This window comes from Pseudomonas chlororaphis subsp. piscium, assembly GCF_003850345.1.
GTDB lineage: Bacteria > Pseudomonadota > Gammaproteobacteria > Pseudomonadales > Pseudomonadaceae > Aquipseudomonas > Aquipseudomonas piscium.
Genome location: NZ_CP027707.1, coordinates 4866795 through 4886363, shown reverse-complemented (window position 1 = coordinate 4886363; position 19569 = coordinate 4866795). Strand labels below are relative to the sequence as shown.

The 19569-nt window shown below is 62.1% G+C and carries 16 protein-coding genes; 13 read left to right on the top strand and 3 right to left on the bottom strand.

The features are described from left to right. The first annotated feature begins 194 nt into the window (after positions 1–194). The 4 genes from peaA (at position 195) to peaD (ending at position 4769) form a co-directional block, all read left to right on the top strand. The gene (gene peaA / locus C4K38_RS21840) at positions 195–1781 is read left to right on the top strand and encodes a quinohemoprotein amine dehydrogenase subunit alpha (RefSeq protein ID WP_053280218.1); all 1587 of its coding nucleotides are present in this window, start codon (positions 195–197) and stop codon (positions 1779–1781) included. 78 nt (positions 1782–1859) lie between these two features. Then, positions 1860–3293, top strand: coding sequence for a quinohemoprotein amine dehydrogenase maturation protein (peaB, locus tag C4K38_RS21835; protein WP_053280156.1), 1434 nt, complete (start codon positions 1860–1862; stop codon positions 3291–3293). A gap of 1 nt (position 3294) precedes the next feature. Then, positions 3295–3618 carry a quinohemoprotein amine dehydrogenase subunit gamma gene (qhpC, locus tag C4K38_RS21830; protein ID WP_007921889.1) on the top strand — a complete coding sequence of 108 codons (324 nt, stop codon included), beginning with the start codon at positions 3295–3297 and terminating at the stop codon, positions 3616–3618. 23 nt (positions 3619–3641) lie between these two features. Further along, complete coding sequence (gene peaD, locus C4K38_RS21825; RefSeq protein ID WP_053280155.1) at positions 3642–4769, top strand: quinohemoprotein amine dehydrogenase subunit beta; 1128 nt, start codon at positions 3642–3644, stop codon at positions 4767–4769. Positions 4770–4872: 103 nt separating this feature from the next. Here peaD and C4K38_RS21820 read toward each other — a convergent pair whose 3' ends face one another. Then, positions 4873–5274 carry a lysozyme inhibitor LprI family protein gene (locus tag C4K38_RS21820; RefSeq protein WP_053280154.1) on the bottom strand — a complete coding sequence of 134 codons (402 nt, stop codon included), beginning with the start codon at positions 5272–5274 and terminating at the stop codon, positions 4873–4875. 192 nt (positions 5275–5466) lie between these two features. Here C4K38_RS21820 and C4K38_RS21815 point away from each other — a divergent pair, with 192 nt between their 5' ends. The 3 genes from C4K38_RS21815 to C4K38_RS21805 are packed head-to-tail and all read left to right on the top strand — an operon-like array spanning position 5467 to position 7093. Next, complete coding sequence (locus C4K38_RS21815; RefSeq protein WP_053280153.1) at positions 5467–5922, top strand: SRPBCC family protein; 456 nt, start codon at positions 5467–5469, stop codon at positions 5920–5922. After that, positions 5912–6271 (top strand): ArsR/SmtB family transcription factor, encoded by a 360-nt coding sequence (locus C4K38_RS21810; RefSeq protein WP_081001565.1) that lies wholly within the window; start codon positions 5912–5914, stop codon positions 6269–6271. The genes C4K38_RS21815 and C4K38_RS21810 overlap by 11 nt, the downstream gene beginning before the upstream one ends. Before the next feature lie 15 nt (positions 6272–6286). Beyond that, on the top strand, positions 6287–7093 hold the full coding sequence (locus C4K38_RS21805) for an aminoglycoside phosphotransferase family protein (RefSeq protein WP_053280151.1): 807 nt from the start codon (positions 6287–6289) through the stop codon (positions 7091–7093). Between the two features lie 238 nt (positions 7094–7331). On the opposite strand, the gene C4K38_RS21800 is transcribed toward C4K38_RS21805, so the two are convergent. After that, complete coding sequence (locus C4K38_RS21800) at positions 7332–7736, bottom strand: GFA family protein (RefSeq protein WP_053280150.1); 405 nt, start codon at positions 7734–7736, stop codon at positions 7332–7334. A 294-nt stretch (positions 7737–8030) separates the two neighbouring features. Continuing rightward, positions 8031–8717: an isonitrile hydratase gene (inhA, locus tag C4K38_RS21795; protein ID WP_053280149.1), complete on the bottom strand. Its 687-nt coding sequence runs from the start codon at positions 8715–8717 to the stop codon at positions 8031–8033. A 114-nt stretch (positions 8718–8831) separates the two neighbouring features. Between inhA and C4K38_RS21790 the strand changes: the two genes are divergently transcribed. From C4K38_RS21790 to C4K38_RS21765, 6 genes are all read left to right on the top strand, one after another. Continuing rightward, positions 8832–9824, top strand: a complete 993-nt coding sequence (locus tag C4K38_RS21790; RefSeq protein ID WP_053280148.1) for a GlxA family transcriptional regulator — start codon at positions 8832–8834, stop codon at positions 9822–9824. A 357-nt stretch (positions 9825–10181) separates the two neighbouring features. Then, on the top strand, positions 10182–10700 hold the full coding sequence (locus C4K38_RS21785) for an Hcp family type VI secretion system effector (protein ID WP_053280147.1): 519 nt from the start codon (positions 10182–10184) through the stop codon (positions 10698–10700). A 128-nt stretch (positions 10701–10828) separates the two neighbouring features. Continuing rightward, a complete protein-coding gene (locus tag C4K38_RS21780) occupies positions 10829–13759 on the top strand; it encodes a type VI secretion system Vgr family protein (RefSeq protein ID WP_053280146.1) in 2931 nt (976 codons plus the stop codon). Further along, a complete protein-coding gene (locus C4K38_RS21775; protein ID WP_231998597.1) occupies positions 13756–18456 on the top strand; it encodes an RHS repeat-associated core domain-containing protein in 4701 nt (1566 codons plus the stop codon). Before C4K38_RS21780 ends, C4K38_RS21775 begins: the two co-directional genes overlap by 4 nt. After that, the gene (locus C4K38_RS21770) at positions 18438–19061 is read left to right on the top strand and encodes a DUF8309 domain-containing protein (RefSeq protein ID WP_197678048.1); all 624 of its coding nucleotides are present in this window, start codon (positions 18438–18440) and stop codon (positions 19059–19061) included. The genes C4K38_RS21775 and C4K38_RS21770 overlap by 19 nt, the downstream gene beginning before the upstream one ends. Positions 19062–19179: 118 nt before the next feature. Then, positions 19180–19425 carry a hypothetical protein gene (locus C4K38_RS21765; RefSeq protein WP_053280145.1) on the top strand — a complete coding sequence of 82 codons (246 nt, stop codon included), beginning with the start codon at positions 19180–19182 and terminating at the stop codon, positions 19423–19425. Positions 19426–19569 lie beyond the last annotated feature (144 nt).

Below are 19569 nucleotides of genomic sequence, written 5' to 3'. Positions count from 1 at the left end.
AGAGGTGCCCTGGGACTGCAGCAAGCCCTTGATAAAACGCATCATTTGTAAGCTGGCACGCTCCGTGTATTGCTCACCTCAGCCGTTTCTCTTGCCTCCGTGCCCGGCGCCACCGGCCATGGCAGAAACCATAAAAACGACGCACAACAATAATAAAGCTCTCTAATAAAAAGCTCCGTGGAGGTCCGACCTTGATCAAGAGAACACTCCGAGCAGGCATGTCCAGCGGCCTGCTGGCGCTGGCGGTCTGCGCCGCCTTGCATTCCCCTCCCAGCCTCGCGGCGCGCGATGCCCAGGCCATCCTCAAGGAAACCTGCCAGGGCTGTCACACCCCGGAAGCAGGTAATGCCTTGAGCCGCATCAGCCACCAGCGCAAGACCCCGGAAGGCTGGCTGATGAGCATCGCCCGCATGCAGGTCATGCATGGCCTGCAGATCAGCGACGACGATCGCCGCACCCTGGTCAAATACCTGGCCGACACCCAGGGCCTGGCGCCTAGCGAAACCGACGGCGTGCGTTATGCCCTGGAGCGGCGCCTGAACACCGTGGAGAAGTTCGACGAACAGACCAGCCAGATGTGCGGCCGCTGCCACTCCGGCGCGCGGGTCGCCCTGCAGCGGCGTCCGGCCCAGGAGTGGGAACGCCTGGTGAACTTCCACCTCGGCCAATGGCCGTCCCTGGAATACCAGGCGCTGTCTCGCGATCGCGACTGGTTCGACCTGGCGCGCAAGGAGATGGTGCCGCTGCTGGCCAAGCGTTATCCGCTGGACAACCCGGCCTGGGCAAAATGGTTGAGCAGCGCGCCCAAGGCCGAGACTCTGGCGGGCGACTGGAGCTTCAGCGGCCACCTGCCGGGCAAGGGCGAACTGGCCGGGGTGATGAGCGTCAGCGCCGAGGGCAATGACAGCTTCAAGGTCAGCGTCAAAGGCCAGTACGCCGACGGCAGTCCGTTCAACGGCGAGGGCAGCGCGATTCTCTACAGCGGCTACGAATGGCGCGGCAATGTCAGCATCGACGGCGTGAGCATGCGCCAGGTGTTCGCTGCCAAAGGCAACGAATTGCAGGGCCGGATGTTCGAGGCCGAGCACGACGAACGCGGCCTGGACTTTATCGCCGCCAAGCAGGGCAGTAGTCGTTTACTGGCGGTGCAGCCGGGTTACCTGAAGGCTGGCGCCGAAACCGAGGTCACCCTGATTGGCAGCGGCCTAACCGGCAAGCCGAGCTTTGGCAAAGGCGTGGAAGTGGTTGAAGTCATCGAGCAGAGCCCGCAGCGGATCAAGCTCAAGCTCAAACTCAAGGCGGCCGCCAATGCCCAACCGGGCCTGCGCAACGTCACCGTCGGCACGCTGAAAGGCCCGACGCTGTCGGTCTACAGCACAATCGCCGAAGTCAAAGTCGTGCCTGAGTTCTCGGTGGCGCGGATCGGCGAGGGCGGTGGCTCGACGCCCAAGGTCCAGGGCCGCTTCGATGCCGAGGCCTGGGGCAAGGGCGCCGATGGCAAGCCGTATCGCATCGGCGTGTTCCCGGCGCAGTGGAAGGTCGAGGCCTTCGACGAACGCGCCAAGGAGGACGAAGACGTCAAGTTTGCCGGCACCATGCAGGCCGACAGCGGCGTGTTCATTCCGGGCGATGCCGGGCCGAACCCGCAGCGCAAGATGTCCACCAACAACGCCGGCAACCTCAAGGTGATCGCCGCCGTCGACGACGCAGGAAAGTCCCTGACCGGCGCAGGCCACCTGATCGTCACCGTGCAACGCTGGAACAATCCACCCATTCCCTAAGGCGCGGTCCGTGACTTGAGACACCCTTTCGGAATGACCGCAGGCCCCGTGAAAAGGGGCCGGCACAGGAGGTTTGCAATGGGCGCTATCTTGAATCTGGTCGAACGCAACCTGCATGAAGTGCAGGTCGATGCCGACCGCATGTTGTTCCATATCCCCAGCAGTTCGCTGTTCGCCAGCGACGAGTTGACCGGCACCATCATCGACACCTTGCGTGGCCCTGGCTGCACCCCGGAGGACCTGGTCCAGCGCCTCGGCGCACGGTTCAACGGCGAGGAAATCAACGAAACCCTGCGCGAGCTGATCGCCCTGGAACTGGTCAGCGACGGCTCACCATTGACCCCGGAGATCGCCGTCAAGCGGGTCGAGCGCACGGCGATCAACACTGTGGTGCTCAACGTCAACACCGGCTGCAACCTGAGTTGTACCTACTGCTACAAGGAAGACCTGGACAAGCCCTCGGCGGGCAAGAAGATGGACGTCGAGACGGCCATCGCCTCGGTGGAAATGCTGCTCAAGGAATCCCCCGATGAACAGCGTTTCACCCTGGTGTTTTTTGGTGGCGAGCCGCTGAGCAACCGCAAGCTGATCGAATACATGGTCGACTATTGCGAGAAGCGTTTCCGCGAGGCGGGCAAGTTCGTCGAGTTCGTCATGACCACCAACGCCACCTTGCTCACCGAGGAGACGGTGGACTACCTGAATGCCCACCGCTTTGGCTTGTCGGTGAGCATCGACGGGCCCAAGACCGTGCACGACCGCAACCGCATCACCGTGGGCGGGCAGGGCACCTATGACGTGGTGCGGCGCAAGGCGCAGATGCTGCTGGCGCGCTACGACAGCCGCCCGGTCGGTGCGCGGGTGACCTTGACCACCGGCGTCACCGACGTGGAAACCATCTGGGACCACCTGTTCAACGAACTGGGGTTCGCCGAGGTCGGGTTTGCCCCGGTGACCTCGGGCGATATCAGCAGCTTCAACCTCACCGGCGAGGAACTGATCGAAGTCTTCGCCAGCATGAAGCGCCTGGGCCGGCGTTACCTGGAGGCGGCCCTGGAGCATCGCAATATCGGCTTCTCCAACCTGCACCAGCTGATCACCGATATCCACGAAGGCCACAAGAAGGCGCTGCCCTGTGGCGCCGGGCTGAAGATGCTGGCGGTGGACCACAAGGGCGAGCTGAACCTGTGCCACCGCTTTACCGGCTCATCGCTGCCGACCTTCGGCAATGTGCGCGACGGCGGGGTGAAGCAGATGGAACTCAACGACTTCCTGTCGCAGCGCCTGGACCGCAGCAACACCGGCTGCGACAGCTGCCGCATCCGCAACCTGTGCTCCGGCGGCTGCTACCACGAGAGCTACGCCCGCTACGGCGACCCGGCGCACCCGACTTATCACTATTGCGAACTGATGCGTGACTGGGTGGATTTCGGCATCGAGGTCTACAGCCGGATCATGGCCCACAACCCTGCGTTCATCAGCAGTTACATCACTCCGCGCAAGGCTCACTGACATGAAACATCTCAAGCCGATCAATAACAAAGCCCAGAAGCTGGAACAGGCCGCCGACGAGAACCGTATCGAAGAGGTGGTCGCCATGAGTTCGGTGGCCGGTTGTGCCTCGACCACCGACCCGGGCTGGGAAATCGATGCCTTCGGTGGCGTGTCGTCCTTGTGCCAGCCGATGGAGGCCGACCTCTACGGTTGCTCCGACCCCTGCTGGTGGCCGGCCCAGGTGCCGGACATGATGAGCACCTACCCCGACTGGAACAAGGACGCCCAGGCCTCCAACGAGAACTGGCGCAATCTTGGCACCGTGTTCCCCAAAGACAAGTAATCGGTCAGTAGAAGGATTCCAGCATGCTTCGCAAAAATGCCTGCGGCCTGGCCGCTTCCGTGATCCTGGGCGCCTGTTCCCTCGGCGTTCTGGCCGACGACAACACCGACAACAAGGCCCTCAACGCCGGCCATGAATACATGGTCACCACCAACTACCCGAACAACCTGCACGTGATCGACCTGGCCAGCGACACGCTGTACAAGACCTGCAAGATGCCCGACGCCTTCGGCCCCGGCACCGTGCAGCTGGCGCCGGACCGCAAGGTCGCCTACGTGCTGAACAACCACTACGCCGATGTCTACGGCGTCGAGCTGGACAGCTGCAAGCAGGTGTTCCACGCCAGCATCACCCAGCAACCGGGGGAAAAGGCCCGCTCGATGTTCGCTTTCACCCTCAGCCACGACGGCAAGGAGCTGTACACCGTGGCCAACCCGACGTTGATGCTCAACGACCGTTATGAGGTCAAGCCGCCGCGGCTGGACGTCTATGCCACCGACGCCGGGCTCAAGGCCAAGCCGGTGCGCAGCTTCCCGGCGCCACGGCAGTTGACCATCATGCAGAGCGGCGACGACGGCTCGCTCTATGTGGCCGGGGCGGACGTGTACAAGGTCGACGTCAAGACCGGCAAGTTCAACGTGCTGATCCCCAGCCGCCACTGGAAACGCCCGAACTACAGCGCGCCGGACGTGCTCTACGTGTGGAACCAGCAGACCTACCGGCATGATTTCTCGCTGCTCTACACCGCCGCCAAGTTCAAGGACAAGAAACAGGACCCGGCCACCGCCGAGTACCTGTACGGCCTGTTCAGCATCGACTTGAAAACCGGCAAGACAGAAACCACCGACTTCGGCCCGCTGACGGAGATCTACTTCAGCGGCATGCGCTCGCCGAAGGACCCGAACCTGATGTTCGGCGTGCTCAACCGCCTGGCCAAGTACGACATCAAGCAGAAAAAACTGCTCCAGGCCGCCACCCTGGAGCATTCCTACTACTGCATTTCGTTCAACAAGGCGGGTAGCAAGATCTACCTGGCCGGGACCTTCAACGACGTGGCGATCTTCGATGCCGACAGCCTGAAGCAGATCGGCAGCATCAAGCTGCCGGGCGGGGACATGGCGATCACCACGGCCCAGGTGTTTGTGCGCTAGGCGTTGCTACCGCTATCGCGAGCAAGCTCGCTCCTACTAGGGAACCGCATTCCTCTTGTAGGAGCGAAGCTTGCTCGCGAAAAATCTCAAGATCGCCGCCGATTCAATTCCCCGGCACCGGACAGCTCAGGTCGCCTTCCTGGCACTTGAGGTAGGTCTTGAACGCCTCGACCCGGGCCTTGGTCAGGTCGGTGGTGCAGTTGCTGTAGATCAACGGATAGACGCTGCCACCGGCGACGCCCGAGGCGGCGAACCCGCACTCCGCATCCCGAAAGGCCACCCAGGCGCGCTGGGCGCTGACCAGCAGCTTCTTGCCGTCCGGGTTGTCCTTCAGGCGCTGGGTGATGCGCTGGTAAAGCGTGTTCAGCTCCTTGTCCGCCGCCTGGTGCTGCTGGGCGGCGCACTGGTTCATGGCAGTCTGGGTGGTGGCGTTGGCACAGTCGGCGGCCTGCGCCAGCGGGGTCAGCAGCAGGGGCGCCAGGGCCAGCAGAAAACGTGGGTTCATGGTGATTCTCGCGATGGGCAATTAAGGGGGCATCAAGGACGTTTTGCGGGCCGCCGGGTTCCGGCTGGCGACGGGTCGTTGGCCTGCATCCTAGCCCCAGTGACGACCGCATGTCCGTCTTTGCGGAAAAATGCAACTTAAAGGTTGCTCTTCTGCGAGAGCGAGCTAGGGTTTGATCACTGGAGGTGACCCATGAACTCATCAGATCGCATCGAAAGAAAGATCCTGCTCAAGGCAACCCGTTCCCGTGTCTGGGCCGCGCTGGCCGATGCCGAGGCCTTTGGCAGCTGGTTCGGCGTGGCGCTCGCGGGCCAGCGTTTTGTCGTCGGGCAACGCACCCGGGGGCAGATTACCTACCCCGGGTATGAACACCTGGTCTGGGATGTGCTGGTAGAGCGGCTGGAGCCCGAGCACCTGTTCGCCTTCAGCTGGCACCCGTACGCGGTGGAGCCTGGAGTCGACTATTCCACCGAGCCCAGCACCCTGGTGCAATTCGAACTCGAAGACCTGGACGGCGGCACCTTGCTGCGGGTGGTCGAGTCGGGGTTCGACGGCATTCCGCCCGAGCGGCGGCTCAAGGCGTTTCGCATGAACAGCCGCGGCTGGGACGAACAGATGAGCAATATCGAGACCTACCTTGGCCCCTGACACTTCTTCCACATCCCTGTTGCCGGTGGCGGCATCGCTGGACGGCTCGGCCATGATCTTCGCGGCACTGGGCGACGAGACCCGCCTGCGGCTCGTCGCCATCCTGTGTGGCGGCGGTGCCCTGTCGATCACCCAATTGACCCTCGGCACCGACATCAGCCGCCAGGCGGTGACCAAGCATCTGCAGGTGCTGGCGCAGGCCGGGCTGGTGCGCGATGCCAAGCTGGGGCGCGAGCGCCTGTGGGCGTTCGAGCCGGGCCGGCTGGCCGAGGCCCGGCGCTCGCTGGAGGTGATCAGCCAGCAGTGGGATCATGCCCTGGGTCAATTGCAGGCCTTTGTCGAGTCATAACGGAAATCATCACGGATGTTCGAGTTTTACCTGAAACGCTGGAACCTGCAGGTCGATGGCGCGCCCATCGTTACGCCTGGCAGCCACTTGTTGCCGGTGCGCCTGGACGACGCGCCGGCCATGCTGAAGATCGCCCTCGACGACGAGGAAAAATACGGCAACCGCCTGATGGTCTGGTGGGCCGGGGAGGGCGCCGCCCGGGTCTACGCGCACCACGGCGATGCCTTGCTGATGGAACGGGCCATGGGCCGGCGCTCGCTGATGCAGATGGCCCTGGCCGGCGAAGACGACGAGGTCAGCCGGATCGTCTGCGCCAGCCTGGCACGCCTGCATGCGCCACGCTCGACGTCCTTGCCGCCATTGTTGACCCTGCCGGAATGGTTCAAGGCCCTGCGCCCGGCCGCCCGGCGCGCGGGCGGGATTTTCCTGCGCTGCCTGGCCACCGCCGATGAACTGCTGGCGGCCCCTCGGGAACAGGTGGTGCTGCACGGCGATATCCATCACGACAATGTGCTGGATTTCGAGGCGCGCGGCTGGCTGGTGATCGATCCCAAGCGGGTCATGGGCGAGCGCGGCTTCGACTTCGCCAACCTGATCTGCAACCCGGACCTGGCGACCAGCAGCGATCCGCAGCGCTTCACCCGCCAGGTCGAGGTCATCGCCCAGGCCGCGGGGCTGGAGCGCAAGCGCCTGCTGCAATGGGTGCTGGCCTATACCGGGCTGTCCGCCGCCTGGTTCCTGGAGGACGGCGACGTGCCCAGCGCGGAACACGAACTGCAGGTGGCGGAGTTGGCCATCCACGCCCTGGAAGGCCTGGACTAGTGGGTTTCGGGGCCTAGGGGTTTTGGTAAGTCGCCCTATGGCGAAAGGCTTACATGCGCTGGCTGCTTTCTCGTCTGTTGCCGATTGGGCGACAGGCTTAATCTTCATTCACCAACTGCAGCGCAGGACGCGCTCAGGGTCATGGATGACCGACCATGTGCAAGGATGCAGCGACAGGATGTCGTAATGGTCTTGAAAAAAACCCGCTTCGGCGGGTTTTTTTTCGCCTGTGGAAAAGCTAGAGGTGACGGATTTCCTCCGGCACATGCCCCCAGTTGTCGTGGCGACCGTCGGCGTAGTGCACCGGGGCTGCAAGCAGCTCCTGCAGGTCGATGTCGTCCAGGGTCATCACCTGCACCGCGACATAGTCGCCACCGATTTCCTGCACATGACCGCGTCCGAAGGGGCGCACGCCGCAATGCTTGCAGAACAGATGATGGGTATTGCCGCTGTTGAACCGATAGTCGCTCAGCACCTGTTCGCCGCTGAGCAGGCGAAAGGCCTTGGGAGCGATGATCGCGTTCCAGTTGCGGGTCTTGCTGCAGATCGAGCAATTGCACTTGTTGGTGCCCTGGCTCAAGTCGATCTCGGCTTCATAGCGCACGGCACCGCAATGACAGCTGCCGGTGTAAGTCTTGTGCATTGCAAGGCTCCTGAGGGAAGGCTAGGCCAGAGTGTAGAAGCTGGCGGAACACTCTGTCGGCTTGGCGGGAAATGTACGGCGGCGCGGAAAAGGCCGAAGACCGCAGCCGTGGAAGCCGAGTTTCGCGTCAAGATCCCGGACGACGAAGCCGATGCAGGTGATCGGCTACGTCCGGCAGGCCAGTGAGCAAGCAGTCCCGGCCTGACGTCGGTCAAGCGAAGATGCGGCCAGGGCTCAGCTGGCCGATAAGGTTGCTCTGACGCGCATCTTTCTTTCCCCCAGCGTGCGCAGGTCTCAGGCCTGTTGCCACTGCGCCACGACCCTGTCGACTATCTCGCCGCGCTGTTTGATGGAATTGGCCGCGAGTCGCTGGGCTTCTTCCACCACCGCTTTGGGCGCTGTCCGTGGGCTACCGGCCGCGAAAGGCGGAGCCGGGGCGTACTCCAATTGCAACTGCACCCGCTGCGCCGTTGCCTCGCCGAACAGTTCGCCGGCCAGGGTCAGGGCAAAATCGATCCCGGCGGTAATCCCGCCACCGCTCAACAAATTGCCGTCGCGCACCACGCGCTCCTGCACCGCAATCGCCCCCAGCGCTTCCAGCAAATGGTGGTAGGCCCAATGGGTGGTGGCGCGTTTGCCACGCAGCAGCCCGGCGGCGCCGAGCACCAGGGAACCGGTGCACACCGAAGTGACATAACGCGCCTGTGCCGCCTGCTGGCGGATGAAGTCGAGGGTCTGCGGGTCCTCCATCAATGGCCCGACACCGGCGCCGCCGGGAATGCAGATCACGTCCAGCGGCGGGCAGTCGGCGAAGCTGGTGGTCGCCTGTAGCACCAGGCCGGTGCTGGCGGTGACCGGCCCGCGCGCCTTCCAGACCAGATGCACCTGCACGTCCGGCAGCGACGCGAGCACATCGTAGGGGCCGGTCAGGTCGAGTTGCTGGACATTGGGGAACAACAGGAAACCGATCTGCAGCGTCATGGGGTATCTCCCTGGAGAAGTTCGAAGGTGTCCGCTCTCATGGGGCTGGACGGTTCGACTCTAGCGCCCTAGGCTTTGGCGAATACGCCAACCTACCCACGATTTACGCCAACCATGCCCCAGACCGCCAGAACCGTCCATGTACTGACCTTCGCCAACGCCCAGGTGCTCGACGTCACGGGCCCGCTGCAGGTGTTTGCTTCGGCCAACGACCTGGCGCGGCATAAAGGCTTGCCGCTGCCCTATGCGGTGAACGTGATCACCGCGGACGACGGGCCGGTGACCACCTCGGCCGGGCTGGCGCTGCTGGCCGAACCCTTGCCGGCGCCGGGCACGCCCTGCGACACCCTGATCATCGCCGGCGGCTGGGGCGTGTACGCCGCGGCCGAAGACCCGGAACTGGTGGCCTGGGTCCGCCAGCAGGCCGCGCTGGCACGGCGGGTGGCGTCGGTGTGCACCGGGGCTTTTTTGCTGGCCGCCAGCGGCTGGCTCGACGGACGCCGGGTGGTCACCCACTGGACCCGCTGCGAGCAACTGGCGCGGCAATACCCGCGCTTGCGGGTGGAGGCCAACCCGATCTTCATCAACGAGGGGCCGGTCTGGACCTCGGCCGGCGTCACCGCCGGGATCGACCTGGCCCTGGCATTGGTCGAGGCGGACCTGGGGCACGCCATGGCGCTGGACGTGGCCCGGCAACTGGTGGTGTTCCTCAAGCGCCCGGGCGGCCAGTCGCAATTCAGCGCGACCCTGGCCCTGCAAAAACAGGGCAGCCGCTTCGACGACCTGCACGCCTGGATCGCCGAAAACCTCGGTCGCGACCTGAACCTCCCGACCCTGGCCGAACAGGCCGGCATGAGCGAACGCAGCTTTGTCCGCCACTACCGCGCCGACACCGGCCAGACCCCGGCCCGGGCCATCGAACAGATCCGCGTGGAAAGCGCCCGGCGCCTGCTCGGCGACAGCTGCGTACCGATCAAGCGCATCGCCGTGCAGTGCGGCTTCGGCAGCGAAGAAACCCTGCGCCGCAGCTTCCTACGGCTCGTGGGCGTGACGCCGCAGGCGTATCGGGAGCGTTTTTCACCGGAGGGGGAGAGGGTGGTTCCGTGAGCAGATTCCTGCGTCAGCACCAGTAATGGCTGTCAGTCATTTGGAGAACGCTGGGGTGAAGTCCACTGCGCAACTTTTTGCGCAGTAGGTTGTGGATAAGTCTGTGAGTAATCCTTTGCAGACCTTTAATTACAGGATGTACAGAGCAGTGCGCAACTTCTTGCGCAGTATTGCGCAAAAAGTTGCGCACTTTTTCCGGTTTTGACCTGACGTTCTGGCTGCCGGGTGCCCCTTGGCCAATCTAAATTCTTGATCGGAAATGGTTCTTCACTGGCTGGCACAGCTTTTGATGCTCCACTGGCCACCTGGCAGGCAATCGTGCCGTCCGGTCTGAGTTCTTGAGCAAGGAGAGCATCCATGGCAACACCAGCGTACATGTCCATCACCGGCACCAAACAAGGCCTGATCACCGCCGGTGCCTTCACCGCTGACTCCGTTGGCAACACCTACCAGGAAGGCCACGAAGACCAGGTCATGGTTCAGGGTTTCCAGCACGAAGTCATCATCCCGCGTGACCCGCAGTCCGGTCAGCCAACCGGCCAGCGCGTACACAAACCCGTGGTCATCACCAAGGTTTTCGACAAGGCTTCGCCCCTGCTGCTGGCGGCCCTGACTTCCGGTGAGCGCCTGACCAAGATCGAAATCCAGTGGTTCCGCACTTCGGCTGCCGGTACCCAGGAACACTACTACACCACGGTTCTGGAAGACGCGATCATCGTCGACATCAAGGACTACATGCACAACTGCCAGGATCCGGCGAACGCGCACTTCACCCACCTGGAAGACGTGCACTTCACCTACCGCAAAATCACCTGGACCCACGAAGTCTCCGGTACTTCCGGTTCCGATGACTGGCGTTCCCCGGTCGCCGGCTAAGCTTTGCAAGCATTACCCCATCGACTCGCACCGCGGGTCGCTGGGGCTGTACCCACGAAAGCTTTTGCGTTCGTTGATGCCCGATATGGATATCGAGGGGCGTGGCAGCATTGCACGAGGAACAAGGAATGTTCGCGCCGGCCAATCAGACCCATTTCAGCCTGACCATCGATGGGGCGGACAGCGACTTTCAGGTCTTGTCCTTCACCGGCCGGGAAGTGCTCAACCAGCCCTTCGCCTTTGAACTGGAACTGGTCAGCGAAAAGGCATCCCTGGACCTCGAAGGTCTGTTGCACAAACTGGCTTTTCTACAGCTCGCCCAGAGCGGCACAGGCATTCACGGGCTGGTCTACAGCATCGCCCAGGGCGAAACCGGCAAACGCCTGAGCCGCTATCGCATCTCCCTGCGTCCGCAACTGACGTATCTGGCGCACCGGATCAACCAGCGCATCTTCCAGCAGATGACGGTGCCGCAGATCATTGCCCGAGTGCTGGAAGAGCACGGCATCCTCGCCAGCGATCACAAGTTCCAGCTGGGCGCGGTCTATCCCGAGCGCGTCTACTGCGTGCAGTACGACGAGAGCGATCTGCATTTCATCCAGCGCCTGTGCGAGGAGGAGGGCATTCACTACCACTTCCAGCACAGCAAACAGGGCCATTTGCTGGTGTTTGGCGATGACCAGACAGCGTTTCCCAAACTGGCGCCCGTGACCTACCAGCAGGACTCCGGGATGGTCGCCGACACGCCGGTGATCAAGCGGTTCGGCCTGCGCCTGAACACTCGTACCAGTCGCACCACACGCCGCGATTACGACTTCACCAAGCCGCGGATCGAGTTGGAAAGCGATGCCAAGGGCAATGTCCAGCCGGATCTGGAGGACTACGACTACCCGGGTCGCTTCGTCGATCGCGAGCGAGGCAAGCACCTGGCCACTAGGGCCCTGGAACGTCATCGCAGCGACTATCGGCTGGCCGAAGGCAGCAGCGACCAGCCGCTGCTGGTCAGCGGGCATTTCCTGGCCCTGACCGAACACGGCAACGCGGCCTGGAATGACCTATGGCTGCTCACCGAGATCACTCACGAGGGCAAGCAGCCGCAGGTGCTGGAAGAGTCGGTGACCAGCGATACCCCTGACGACAAAGACGATTTTCACCAGGGTTACCGCAATCGGTTCAGCGCCATTCCGTGGGACGTACCGTACCGTCCGCCGCTGGAACATCCGAAACCGAAGGTGCTCGGCACCCAGAGCGCGGTGGTCACAGGGCCCGAGGGCGAAGAGATCTATTGCGACCAGTACGGTCGGGTAAAAGTACAGTTCTTCTGGGACCGCGAAGGCCAGCATGACGACAAGACCACGTGTTGGATGCGTGTGGCGTCCAATTGGGCCGGCCAGAATTTTGGTGCGATTTCCCTGCCGCGGGTCGGCATGGAAGTGCTGATCAGCTTTCTCGAAGGCGACCCCGACCAACCGTTGATCACCGGCTGCCTGTATCACGGGGTTCATCTGCCGCCTTACAAACTGCCGGACTTCAAGACCCTGGCCACGGTCAAGAGCAAGGAATACAAGGGCAGCCGTGGCAACGAACTGCGGATCGACGACACCACCAGCGAGATCAGCATCGCCCTGCGCAGCGACCACGGCGCCAGCGCCCTGAACCTCGGCTATCTGACCCACCCACGGCCGTCCGGCGGCCAGCCACGGGGTGAAGGCTTCGAGCTGCGCACCGATCGCCATGGCGCCCTGCGTGCGGCGGCCGGTCTGCTGCTGACCACCGAGCCGCGCCCCAACGAAGCCAAGCATCACAAGGATCTACCGGAAACCGCCGAGCGTCTGGCCACCGCCGCCGACCAGCAGGACGGTTTCGCTATCCAGGCCCGCGAGGTGCAGGCGCAAGAGTCGGGCGATCAGGACGATGTGGCCAAGGCCTTGAAGAGCCAGCACCAGGGCATTCTCGGCAGTGGCCCGGCGAACATGAGTGCCAACGAATTTCCGGAATTCACCGAACCTCATCTGGTACTCGCCAGCCCGGCCGGCATTGCCCTGACCACTCCACGCTCGAGCCACATCGCCACTGGCGAACACCTGGCCTTGAGCAGTACCGGGCACACCAGCCTGTCGATCGGCAAGCGCCTGCTGGCCAGCGCCAGCCAGGGTATGCGCCTGTTTGTGCAGAATCTGGGCTGGCGCCTGGTGGCCGTCTCCGGCGACATCGACGTCAAGGCCCTGAAAGACAGCATCAATCTGCTGGCCAAGCTCAATATCACTGCCAACGCCGACCGCATCACCATCACCGCCAAGACCGAACTGGTGATCCAGGGCGGCGGCAGCGCCACCACCTACAACGCCGGCGGCATCACCCACGCCACCACCGGCCCCTATACCGCCCACGCGGCGAACTTCGCCTACACCGGGGCGAAGAGCCTGGCCGGCACCTTTCCCGAACCACCGAAACCGGGCAAGGGCAACCTGGAGTTGTTCAACCAGTACGCCAATCTGCAAGGGATCAAGGGCGGTGATTTCGAAGTGATCGACGCCTTGGGCAAAAGCCTCAAGGGCACGCTCGACACCAAGGGCTTTGCCAGCGTTGCCGGTGCGGCTCCGGGCCCGGCACGGGTGAAATTCGGGGTCGATCCGGCGGACACCTGGAGCGATGGCAGCTACATCGGCAAGCCGGAATGGCCACGCGAACCAGCAGGCGCCGAGAGTATCCCGGCCCAGGTCCAAACCCTGGTGGCCCAGGTGTTGCCGAGCGCCGGCAACGGCAAGGAGCTGCTGGAGAAGGGCGCGGCTCTGGCCAAGACCGGCATGGGCGCCGTCCAGACCGGAATGGGCGCACTGCAAACCGCCCAGCAGGTCAAGGGCGCACTGCAGGCCGGGGCTGCGGGGATACCGCAGCTGGCCAGCGCGGCCATGCCGAGTGCTTCGACGCTGCTCGGTGCCGCCAGCAAGGCCGGCAAATTGCCAAGCTTGCCCGCTGCCCCATTGCCCAAGCCTTCGATTCAGACACCGGGGGTGAGCCCCGTTTCAAAGCTGCTGCCAGGTGAGTTCATTTCATGACTGCCCAGACTCCTGCTCCCGCCGCCAAACCCCGCGCACCTCAGGTTGCCGTCGCCCCGCTCAACGCCATCGATATCAAGGACGTCGGACGTGGCGCCGCCAAATTCGACGCCTGGTTGCAGTCCATCAGCGGCGGCATAGTCACCCTCGATCGAGTCAAGAACGTCGCGGGCGCCTTGCCGGTGGTGGGCAACATCATGGCGCTGGTCGATGCCCTCGGCGACATCGTGACCCTGGCCAAAAGCAAGAAGCGTGAAGTGCTCGACTGGGTCAGCCTGGGCATCAACCTGATCGGCGTGCTGCCCGCGCCGCCGACCATGGCCTCGGCACGCATGACCCTGCGCCCGACCCTGGGGCTGGTGCGCCAGGAACTGCGTAACAGCGCCAAGATGTTGCTGGGCGACTCGCTGATCGAAGTGCTGATCGGCCATCTGAATGCCTCCATCGTCGGCACCATCGATGACTTCGTGAAACAGGCGCAACCCAAGCTGGCGGGGATTCTCGACGACGCTGGCAAACTCGGCCAAAGCGCGGTGAACGAGATCGCCAAGGGGCTGGAGACCGTGGTCAACGGCAAGCTCGATGCCAAGGGCGATCTCAAGGCCGCGGGCTCCAAGATCACTGCGGCCCGTGGCCAGTTGCTGCATAACCCCAAGGCAGCCATCAGCAATATCTTCGGTGCTGCTTTCAGTGCCTATAAAGCCGCCGGCAAGGGCGTGGCCAACAGTGCGGCGAAGAACCTGCTGCCCGAGAAAGCCAAGGCACTGGTGCTCAGCAACACCTCCATGCTGCGTACCTTGGGGGTGGAGCTGCGCACCCAGCTGAAAAAACTCGGCAATCCCGGTGTTCAGCATTCCATCGGCTGGCTGTTGCAGATGCTGGCGGGCTCCGTGGTGACGTGGCGCAAGCGTAAGGCGCATGGTCAGAGCGCTAGCGTCAAACCTGCCGCCACCAGCAAGGCCAAGCGCAAGGCGGGGGAAGGCCAGCTGGAGATGCAGTCAAAGCAGGCAGGCGCGACAGGGGCCGCCAATTGCAAGAAAAACGGTGTCTGTCCGATCACCCCCCACAGCATCAATTTTGCACTGGGTTCGGAGACGTTCCACCACACTGACTTCAGCCTTCCCGGCCCGTTCCCCGTTAACTGGACTCGCACCTACTACTCACGGCTGGATGCCTACGACAAGGGCGCACTCGGCGCCCGTTGGATTACGGAGTTCACCACCCGTTTCGATCGTGTCGACGATGGCCTGGTGTTCCACGCCGCCGACGGCCGCAGCCATGACTACCCCCTGCCCAAGGTCGGCGAGGCTCACTACGACCCGATTGAAAACCTGACACTGATACGCTCCGGCGACAACCAACTGGTGCTGTGCAGTGGCGTCGAGCGCAAGGAAACCTATGTGCGCCGCGGTGAGCGTTATTTGCTGAGCGGCATCGTGCTGCGCAGTGGCGCCGGAATCATGCTGCACTACGAACACCGTCATAACGACGAGCCGGTGCTGTCCGATCTGATCACCTACCAGGGGGACGTGACCAAGGTTCACCTGCAACTCGGCACCCTGATCGACGAGCAAGGCCGCCTGACCGGCCTCTGGGAAATTCGTGACGGTGCGCCTCAGCGCCAGCTGTGCGCCTATCGTTACGACGCTGCGGGCGATCTGATCCAGGCCCAGGACGAAAACGCAGCGGCCTGGAATTATCAGTACCAGCACCATCTGGTCACTCGTTACATCGATCGCACCGGGCGTGGCATGAACCTGCAGTGGCAGGGCCTGGACGCCGATGCCAAGGCGGTACGCGAATGGGCCGATGACGGCAGTTTCGACACCCAGCTGGAATGGGATGAGAACATCCGTCTGACCTATGTCACCGATGCCCATGGCAACGAGACCTGGCACTACTACGACATCCTTGGCTACACCTATCGCATCCGTCATCCGGACGAGCGTTCGGAATGGCTGTTCCGCGACGACGCGAAAAATATCGTGCGCCATGTCCATGCCGACGGCAGCATCGATCGCTACAGCTACGACGAGCGCAGCAACCTGCTCGAACATATCCGTGCCGACGATAGCGTGGTGTATTTCGCCTACGATGATCAGGACCAACTGATCAAGATCAGCGACGCCGAGGGCGGCTTGTGGCTGCGCGGTTATGACGACCACGGCAACCTGGTGGAAGCCGTCGACCCACTGGGCAACAAGACCGAATACGCCTACACCCCGGCCGGACTCCCCAAGGCCATCAAGGATGCCAACGGCGCCGAGAAGAAGCTTGAGTACAACGATGCCGGCCAGTTGGCCAAATACACCGACTGTTCCGGCAAGGCCAGTGCCTGGGAGTACAACAGCCTTGGGCAACTGATCTGCTTCACCGATGCGGCGGGGCAGAGCACCGAATATGAATACAAGGCCGGTCAGTTGGTGCTGATCAAGCACCCGGACAAGACCGAGGAGCGCTTCGAACGCGATGCCGAAGGGCGGTTGCTGGCTTATGTGGATGGCCTGGACCGCTGCACCACTTGGAGCTATACCGCCGCCGGTTTGATCGCCGAGCGGGTGGATGCCGCCGAACAGACCCTGGGCTACCGCTGGGACCGTCTGGGTCGACTGGCGGCCCTGGAGAATGAAAACGGGCAGCGTGCCCATTTCCATTACGATCCGATGGGACGCCTGCTGGAAGAAACCGGTTTCGATGGCCATGTCACCCGTTACCAGTACGACCCTGAAACCGGGCGCCTGGCCAACACCCTCAATGGCGAGCGCAGTATCGCCATGAGCTATGACCCAATGGGGCGCCTGATCGAGCGTCATGCCAGGCTGGGGGATCAAGCGCAAAACGAAACCTTCGCTTACGACGGTAATGGCAAGCTGATACAAGCCAGTAACGAACACAGCCGGCTGCAATGGTTCCACGATCCAGCCGGCAATCTGTTGCGCGAGCACCAGCATTATCTGGGGCTGGAAAAGCCGGTGGTGGCTGTCTGGCAACACGAATATGACGTGCTTAACCAGCGCATCGCGACGGTACGTCCTGATGGCCACAGGGTCAGCTGGCTGACGTATGGCAGTGGTCATCTGCTCGGCCTGCGGTTGGATGATCACGAGTTGGTGGGCTACGAGCGCGACGACCTGCATCGCGAAGTCGCCCGCCACCAGGGTAACCGCCTGCTGCAAACCCAGAGCTGGGACCCGGCCGGGCGTTTGCAGGAGCAGTTGCTGGGCCGTAGCGACGACAAGAGCGCGCTGCTCAAGCGCGAGTACAAATACGATGCTGCTGGCCAACTAACCAATATCAATGACACTCGTCGTGGACCTCTTGATTATCAGTACGACCCTGTCGGTCGTTTGCTTAAAGCCACCAGTCGCTTGGGTGTGGAGACTTTCGCTTTCGACCCGGCCGGCAACCTGCTTGACGACAAGGCTCAAGAGATCCAGCGTCCGCTGGATCAAGACCCGAAGCGCAGCAAGCTGCTGGATAACCTGCTGCGTGAATATGCCGGTACGCATTACCAGTACGACGCTCGCGGCAACCTGATCGAGCGTTGGCACAACGGCAGTTACAGCCGCTTGACCTGGGACCTGTTCGATCGCCTGGTGCATTTCGATGATGCCCGGCTGGAAGTCGATTACGCCTACGACGCCCTCGGCCGCCGCCTGTACAAACACTCCAACGCCCACTACATGCAGCGCCCCGAAGCCGGTTCGCAATGGAATCGCAACGAGCAGGCACGCAAGCAGCGCGAATACGGTTGTGGTTTAACGCTGTTTGGCTGGGACGGCGACAGCCTGGCCTGGGAAAGCAGCCCGGCCCAGCTCGACGGTGAGGCCGGGCGTACCGTTCACTACATCTACGAGCCGGGTACTTTTGTGCCCGTGGCGCAGGCGTTGCGGCATCAGCCGATCGATCTGCCGGGCCAGTCCGACTATAGCGGCGACTACAGCCTGGACGACGATCCACTGTGGAACCACAAACCAACGGCGCAACCGATCGATGCGTTGGCCTGGTATCAATGCGACCACCTGGGCACACCGCAGGAACTGACCGACCAGAATGGTCAGCTTGCCTGGAGCGCTCAGTACAAAGTGTGGGGCGAGGTACGCGAGCAGCGTTCGCAATGGGCGCAGCAGCATGGGGTGAACAACCCGATCCGGTTTCTCGGGCAGTACCATGATCATGAGACCGGGCTGCACTACAACCGGTACAGGTATTACGATCCGATGGTCGGACGATTCATTTCGCAGGACCCGATCAGCTATGCCGGTGGCTGGAACCTTTATGCCTATGCACCCAACCCGGTGGATTGGACCGACCCGTTTGGTTTGACCGGCGATCCAGCCACAGCTACCCATATCACCTATCTGGGGACGGATGCAGAGACCGGCAAACCTTATGTGGGGTATGCCAGCATGCAGGGGAAACAGAGCCCGGCAGACGTCTTGAAATATCGATATGGTAGTAACTTCGAGCGTTTCGGGGGGCAGGCACCTGACATCATCTATGACGGTTATGGGCAGCAGGGTAAAGACACGGCCCGTGGCCTGGAGCAGCGGACGTTCGAGAAGTTTGGTGGCTTGAGCGGAACGGCAAACAAACAGAATCCGGTGGGCGAAAACAATGGTCGGCGAACCGAGTACCTGGAGGCCGCGGACAGTCACTTGAGCAAGAAGGCAGGGGGATGTCCCTGCAAGTCGTAAGGAAGATCAAGGATATGAGCAAGCGGATAGTCTGGAAGAAAGGTGACGTGGTGAGCGTCAAGTTAAGGGACGATTCATTCACGCTGGCCCAGATGTTGACCAGCCCGGTCATGAGGTTTTACGCGGTACATAACACGGACAATGTCTGGGAGGACGTCGACCTCAATCATGAGCAGATCCTCTTCAGTGTGTTTGTGGGGGCGGTTGTCCTGAAAAACATGGTGGTGGACAAAGTAAAAAACAAAACGGTGGTTGCCAGCGGCGTTTTACCAGGGAGCACCTGGATCAAACCCCATATGAACTTTGAAGGCGGCTTTCCCTGGCGCGGCGGCAAGCTGATCGATCTGGGGCCAGAAAGCGATCAGTCCATGACTCAGGCACCTGTGTTGAAGGAACACCTGGTGCTTCCCGAGGACAAGGCCATCATTGCGCAAGTCGAGTTGACCAATATGTGGGGGGATAAGGACCTGGCGGATCGGTTGAACCGTTTTTTCGATACAGGCATCGATCGGGACGACTTGAAATTCGAGGTTTTCCCAGGATTGTGGGACGACCGGGATGCGTTGAGGCCTCTTACCCGTCGTTTGCCCGAGCCGTTCAGATAACGCCTGAGCGAGGTATGGGGCGCGCATGCCAGACGATGGCGCTGGTAGTACCTGGCGTTGCAGGCGTCTGCTTGAAGTACATGGGAAAAGACTGCTCGGTTTGGAAAAGGGTTACTAGATGAATCGGACTTTCATGGCTGATATAGAGGGTGCACTTTCTCAAAACGCTCCTGTTGAGGCTCTAAGGTCAATGATTGTCAGTTTCAATAATGATGGCGTCAGTAAGGAGGAGATATTACAGATGCTGCATGCGGTGGACGGAAAGTTGAGAGGGCAATCCAGAGATAGTGAGGCTGATATCTTGGAGGACATGATCGATATGGTTTCTGGCTATTACGTTGGAAGGAATCTTGATCTGAAATAGTTTTATATTTTTATCTACAACCTTGTTTCTGCGGGAGTACGGTCCTGTGCAAGGCTTGCGGGTTGCCAGGTGCGGGGGACTCGCTGGCTCGAAACCTCGGATGTGATATCAGCGTGCACCCATCCAGTGGCAGCCGAACTTGTA

What these genes read in the sequence shown, in the direction of transcription:
- C4K38_RS21770 (WP_197678048.1), top strand. Translation starts at nt 18,438, where the DNA reads ATGTCCCTGCAAGTCGTAAGGAAGATCAAGGATATGAGCAAGCGGATA.
- C4K38_RS21765 (WP_053280145.1), top strand. Translation starts at nt 19,180, where the DNA reads ATGAATCGGACTTTCATGGCTGATATAGAGGGTGCACTTTCTCAAAAC.
- C4K38_RS21790 (WP_053280148.1), top strand. Translation starts at nt 8,832, where the DNA reads ATGCCCCAGACCGCCAGAACCGTCCATGTACTGACCTTCGCCAACGCC.
- C4K38_RS21785 (WP_053280147.1), top strand. Translation starts at nt 10,182, where the DNA reads ATGGCAACACCAGCGTACATGTCCATCACCGGCACCAAACAAGGCCTG.
- C4K38_RS21805 (WP_053280151.1), top strand. Translation starts at nt 6,287, where the DNA reads ATGTTCGAGTTTTACCTGAAACGCTGGAACCTGCAGGTCGATGGCGCG.
- C4K38_RS21775 (WP_231998597.1), top strand. Translation starts at nt 13,756, where the DNA reads ATGACTGCCCAGACTCCTGCTCCCGCCGCCAAACCCCGCGCACCTCAG.
- C4K38_RS21800 (WP_053280150.1), bottom strand. Translation starts at nt 7,736, where the DNA reads ATGCACAAGACTTACACCGGCAGCTGTCATTGCGGTGCCGTGCGCTAT.
- C4K38_RS21820 (WP_053280154.1), bottom strand. Translation starts at nt 5,274, where the DNA reads ATGAACCCACGTTTTCTGCTGGCCCTGGCGCCCCTGCTGCTGACCCCG.
- inhA (WP_053280149.1), bottom strand. Translation starts at nt 8,717, where the DNA reads ATGACGCTGCAGATCGGTTTCCTGTTGTTCCCCAATGTCCAGCAACTC.
- C4K38_RS21780 (WP_053280146.1), top strand. Translation starts at nt 10,829, where the DNA reads ATGTTCGCGCCGGCCAATCAGACCCATTTCAGCCTGACCATCGATGGG.
- peaB (WP_053280156.1), top strand. Translation starts at nt 1,860, where the DNA reads ATGGGCGCTATCTTGAATCTGGTCGAACGCAACCTGCATGAAGTGCAG.
- qhpC (WP_007921889.1), top strand. Translation starts at nt 3,295, where the DNA reads ATGAAACATCTCAAGCCGATCAATAACAAAGCCCAGAAGCTGGAACAG.
- C4K38_RS21815 (WP_053280153.1), top strand. Translation starts at nt 5,467, where the DNA reads ATGAACTCATCAGATCGCATCGAAAGAAAGATCCTGCTCAAGGCAACC.
- peaD (WP_053280155.1), top strand. Translation starts at nt 3,642, where the DNA reads ATGCTTCGCAAAAATGCCTGCGGCCTGGCCGCTTCCGTGATCCTGGGC.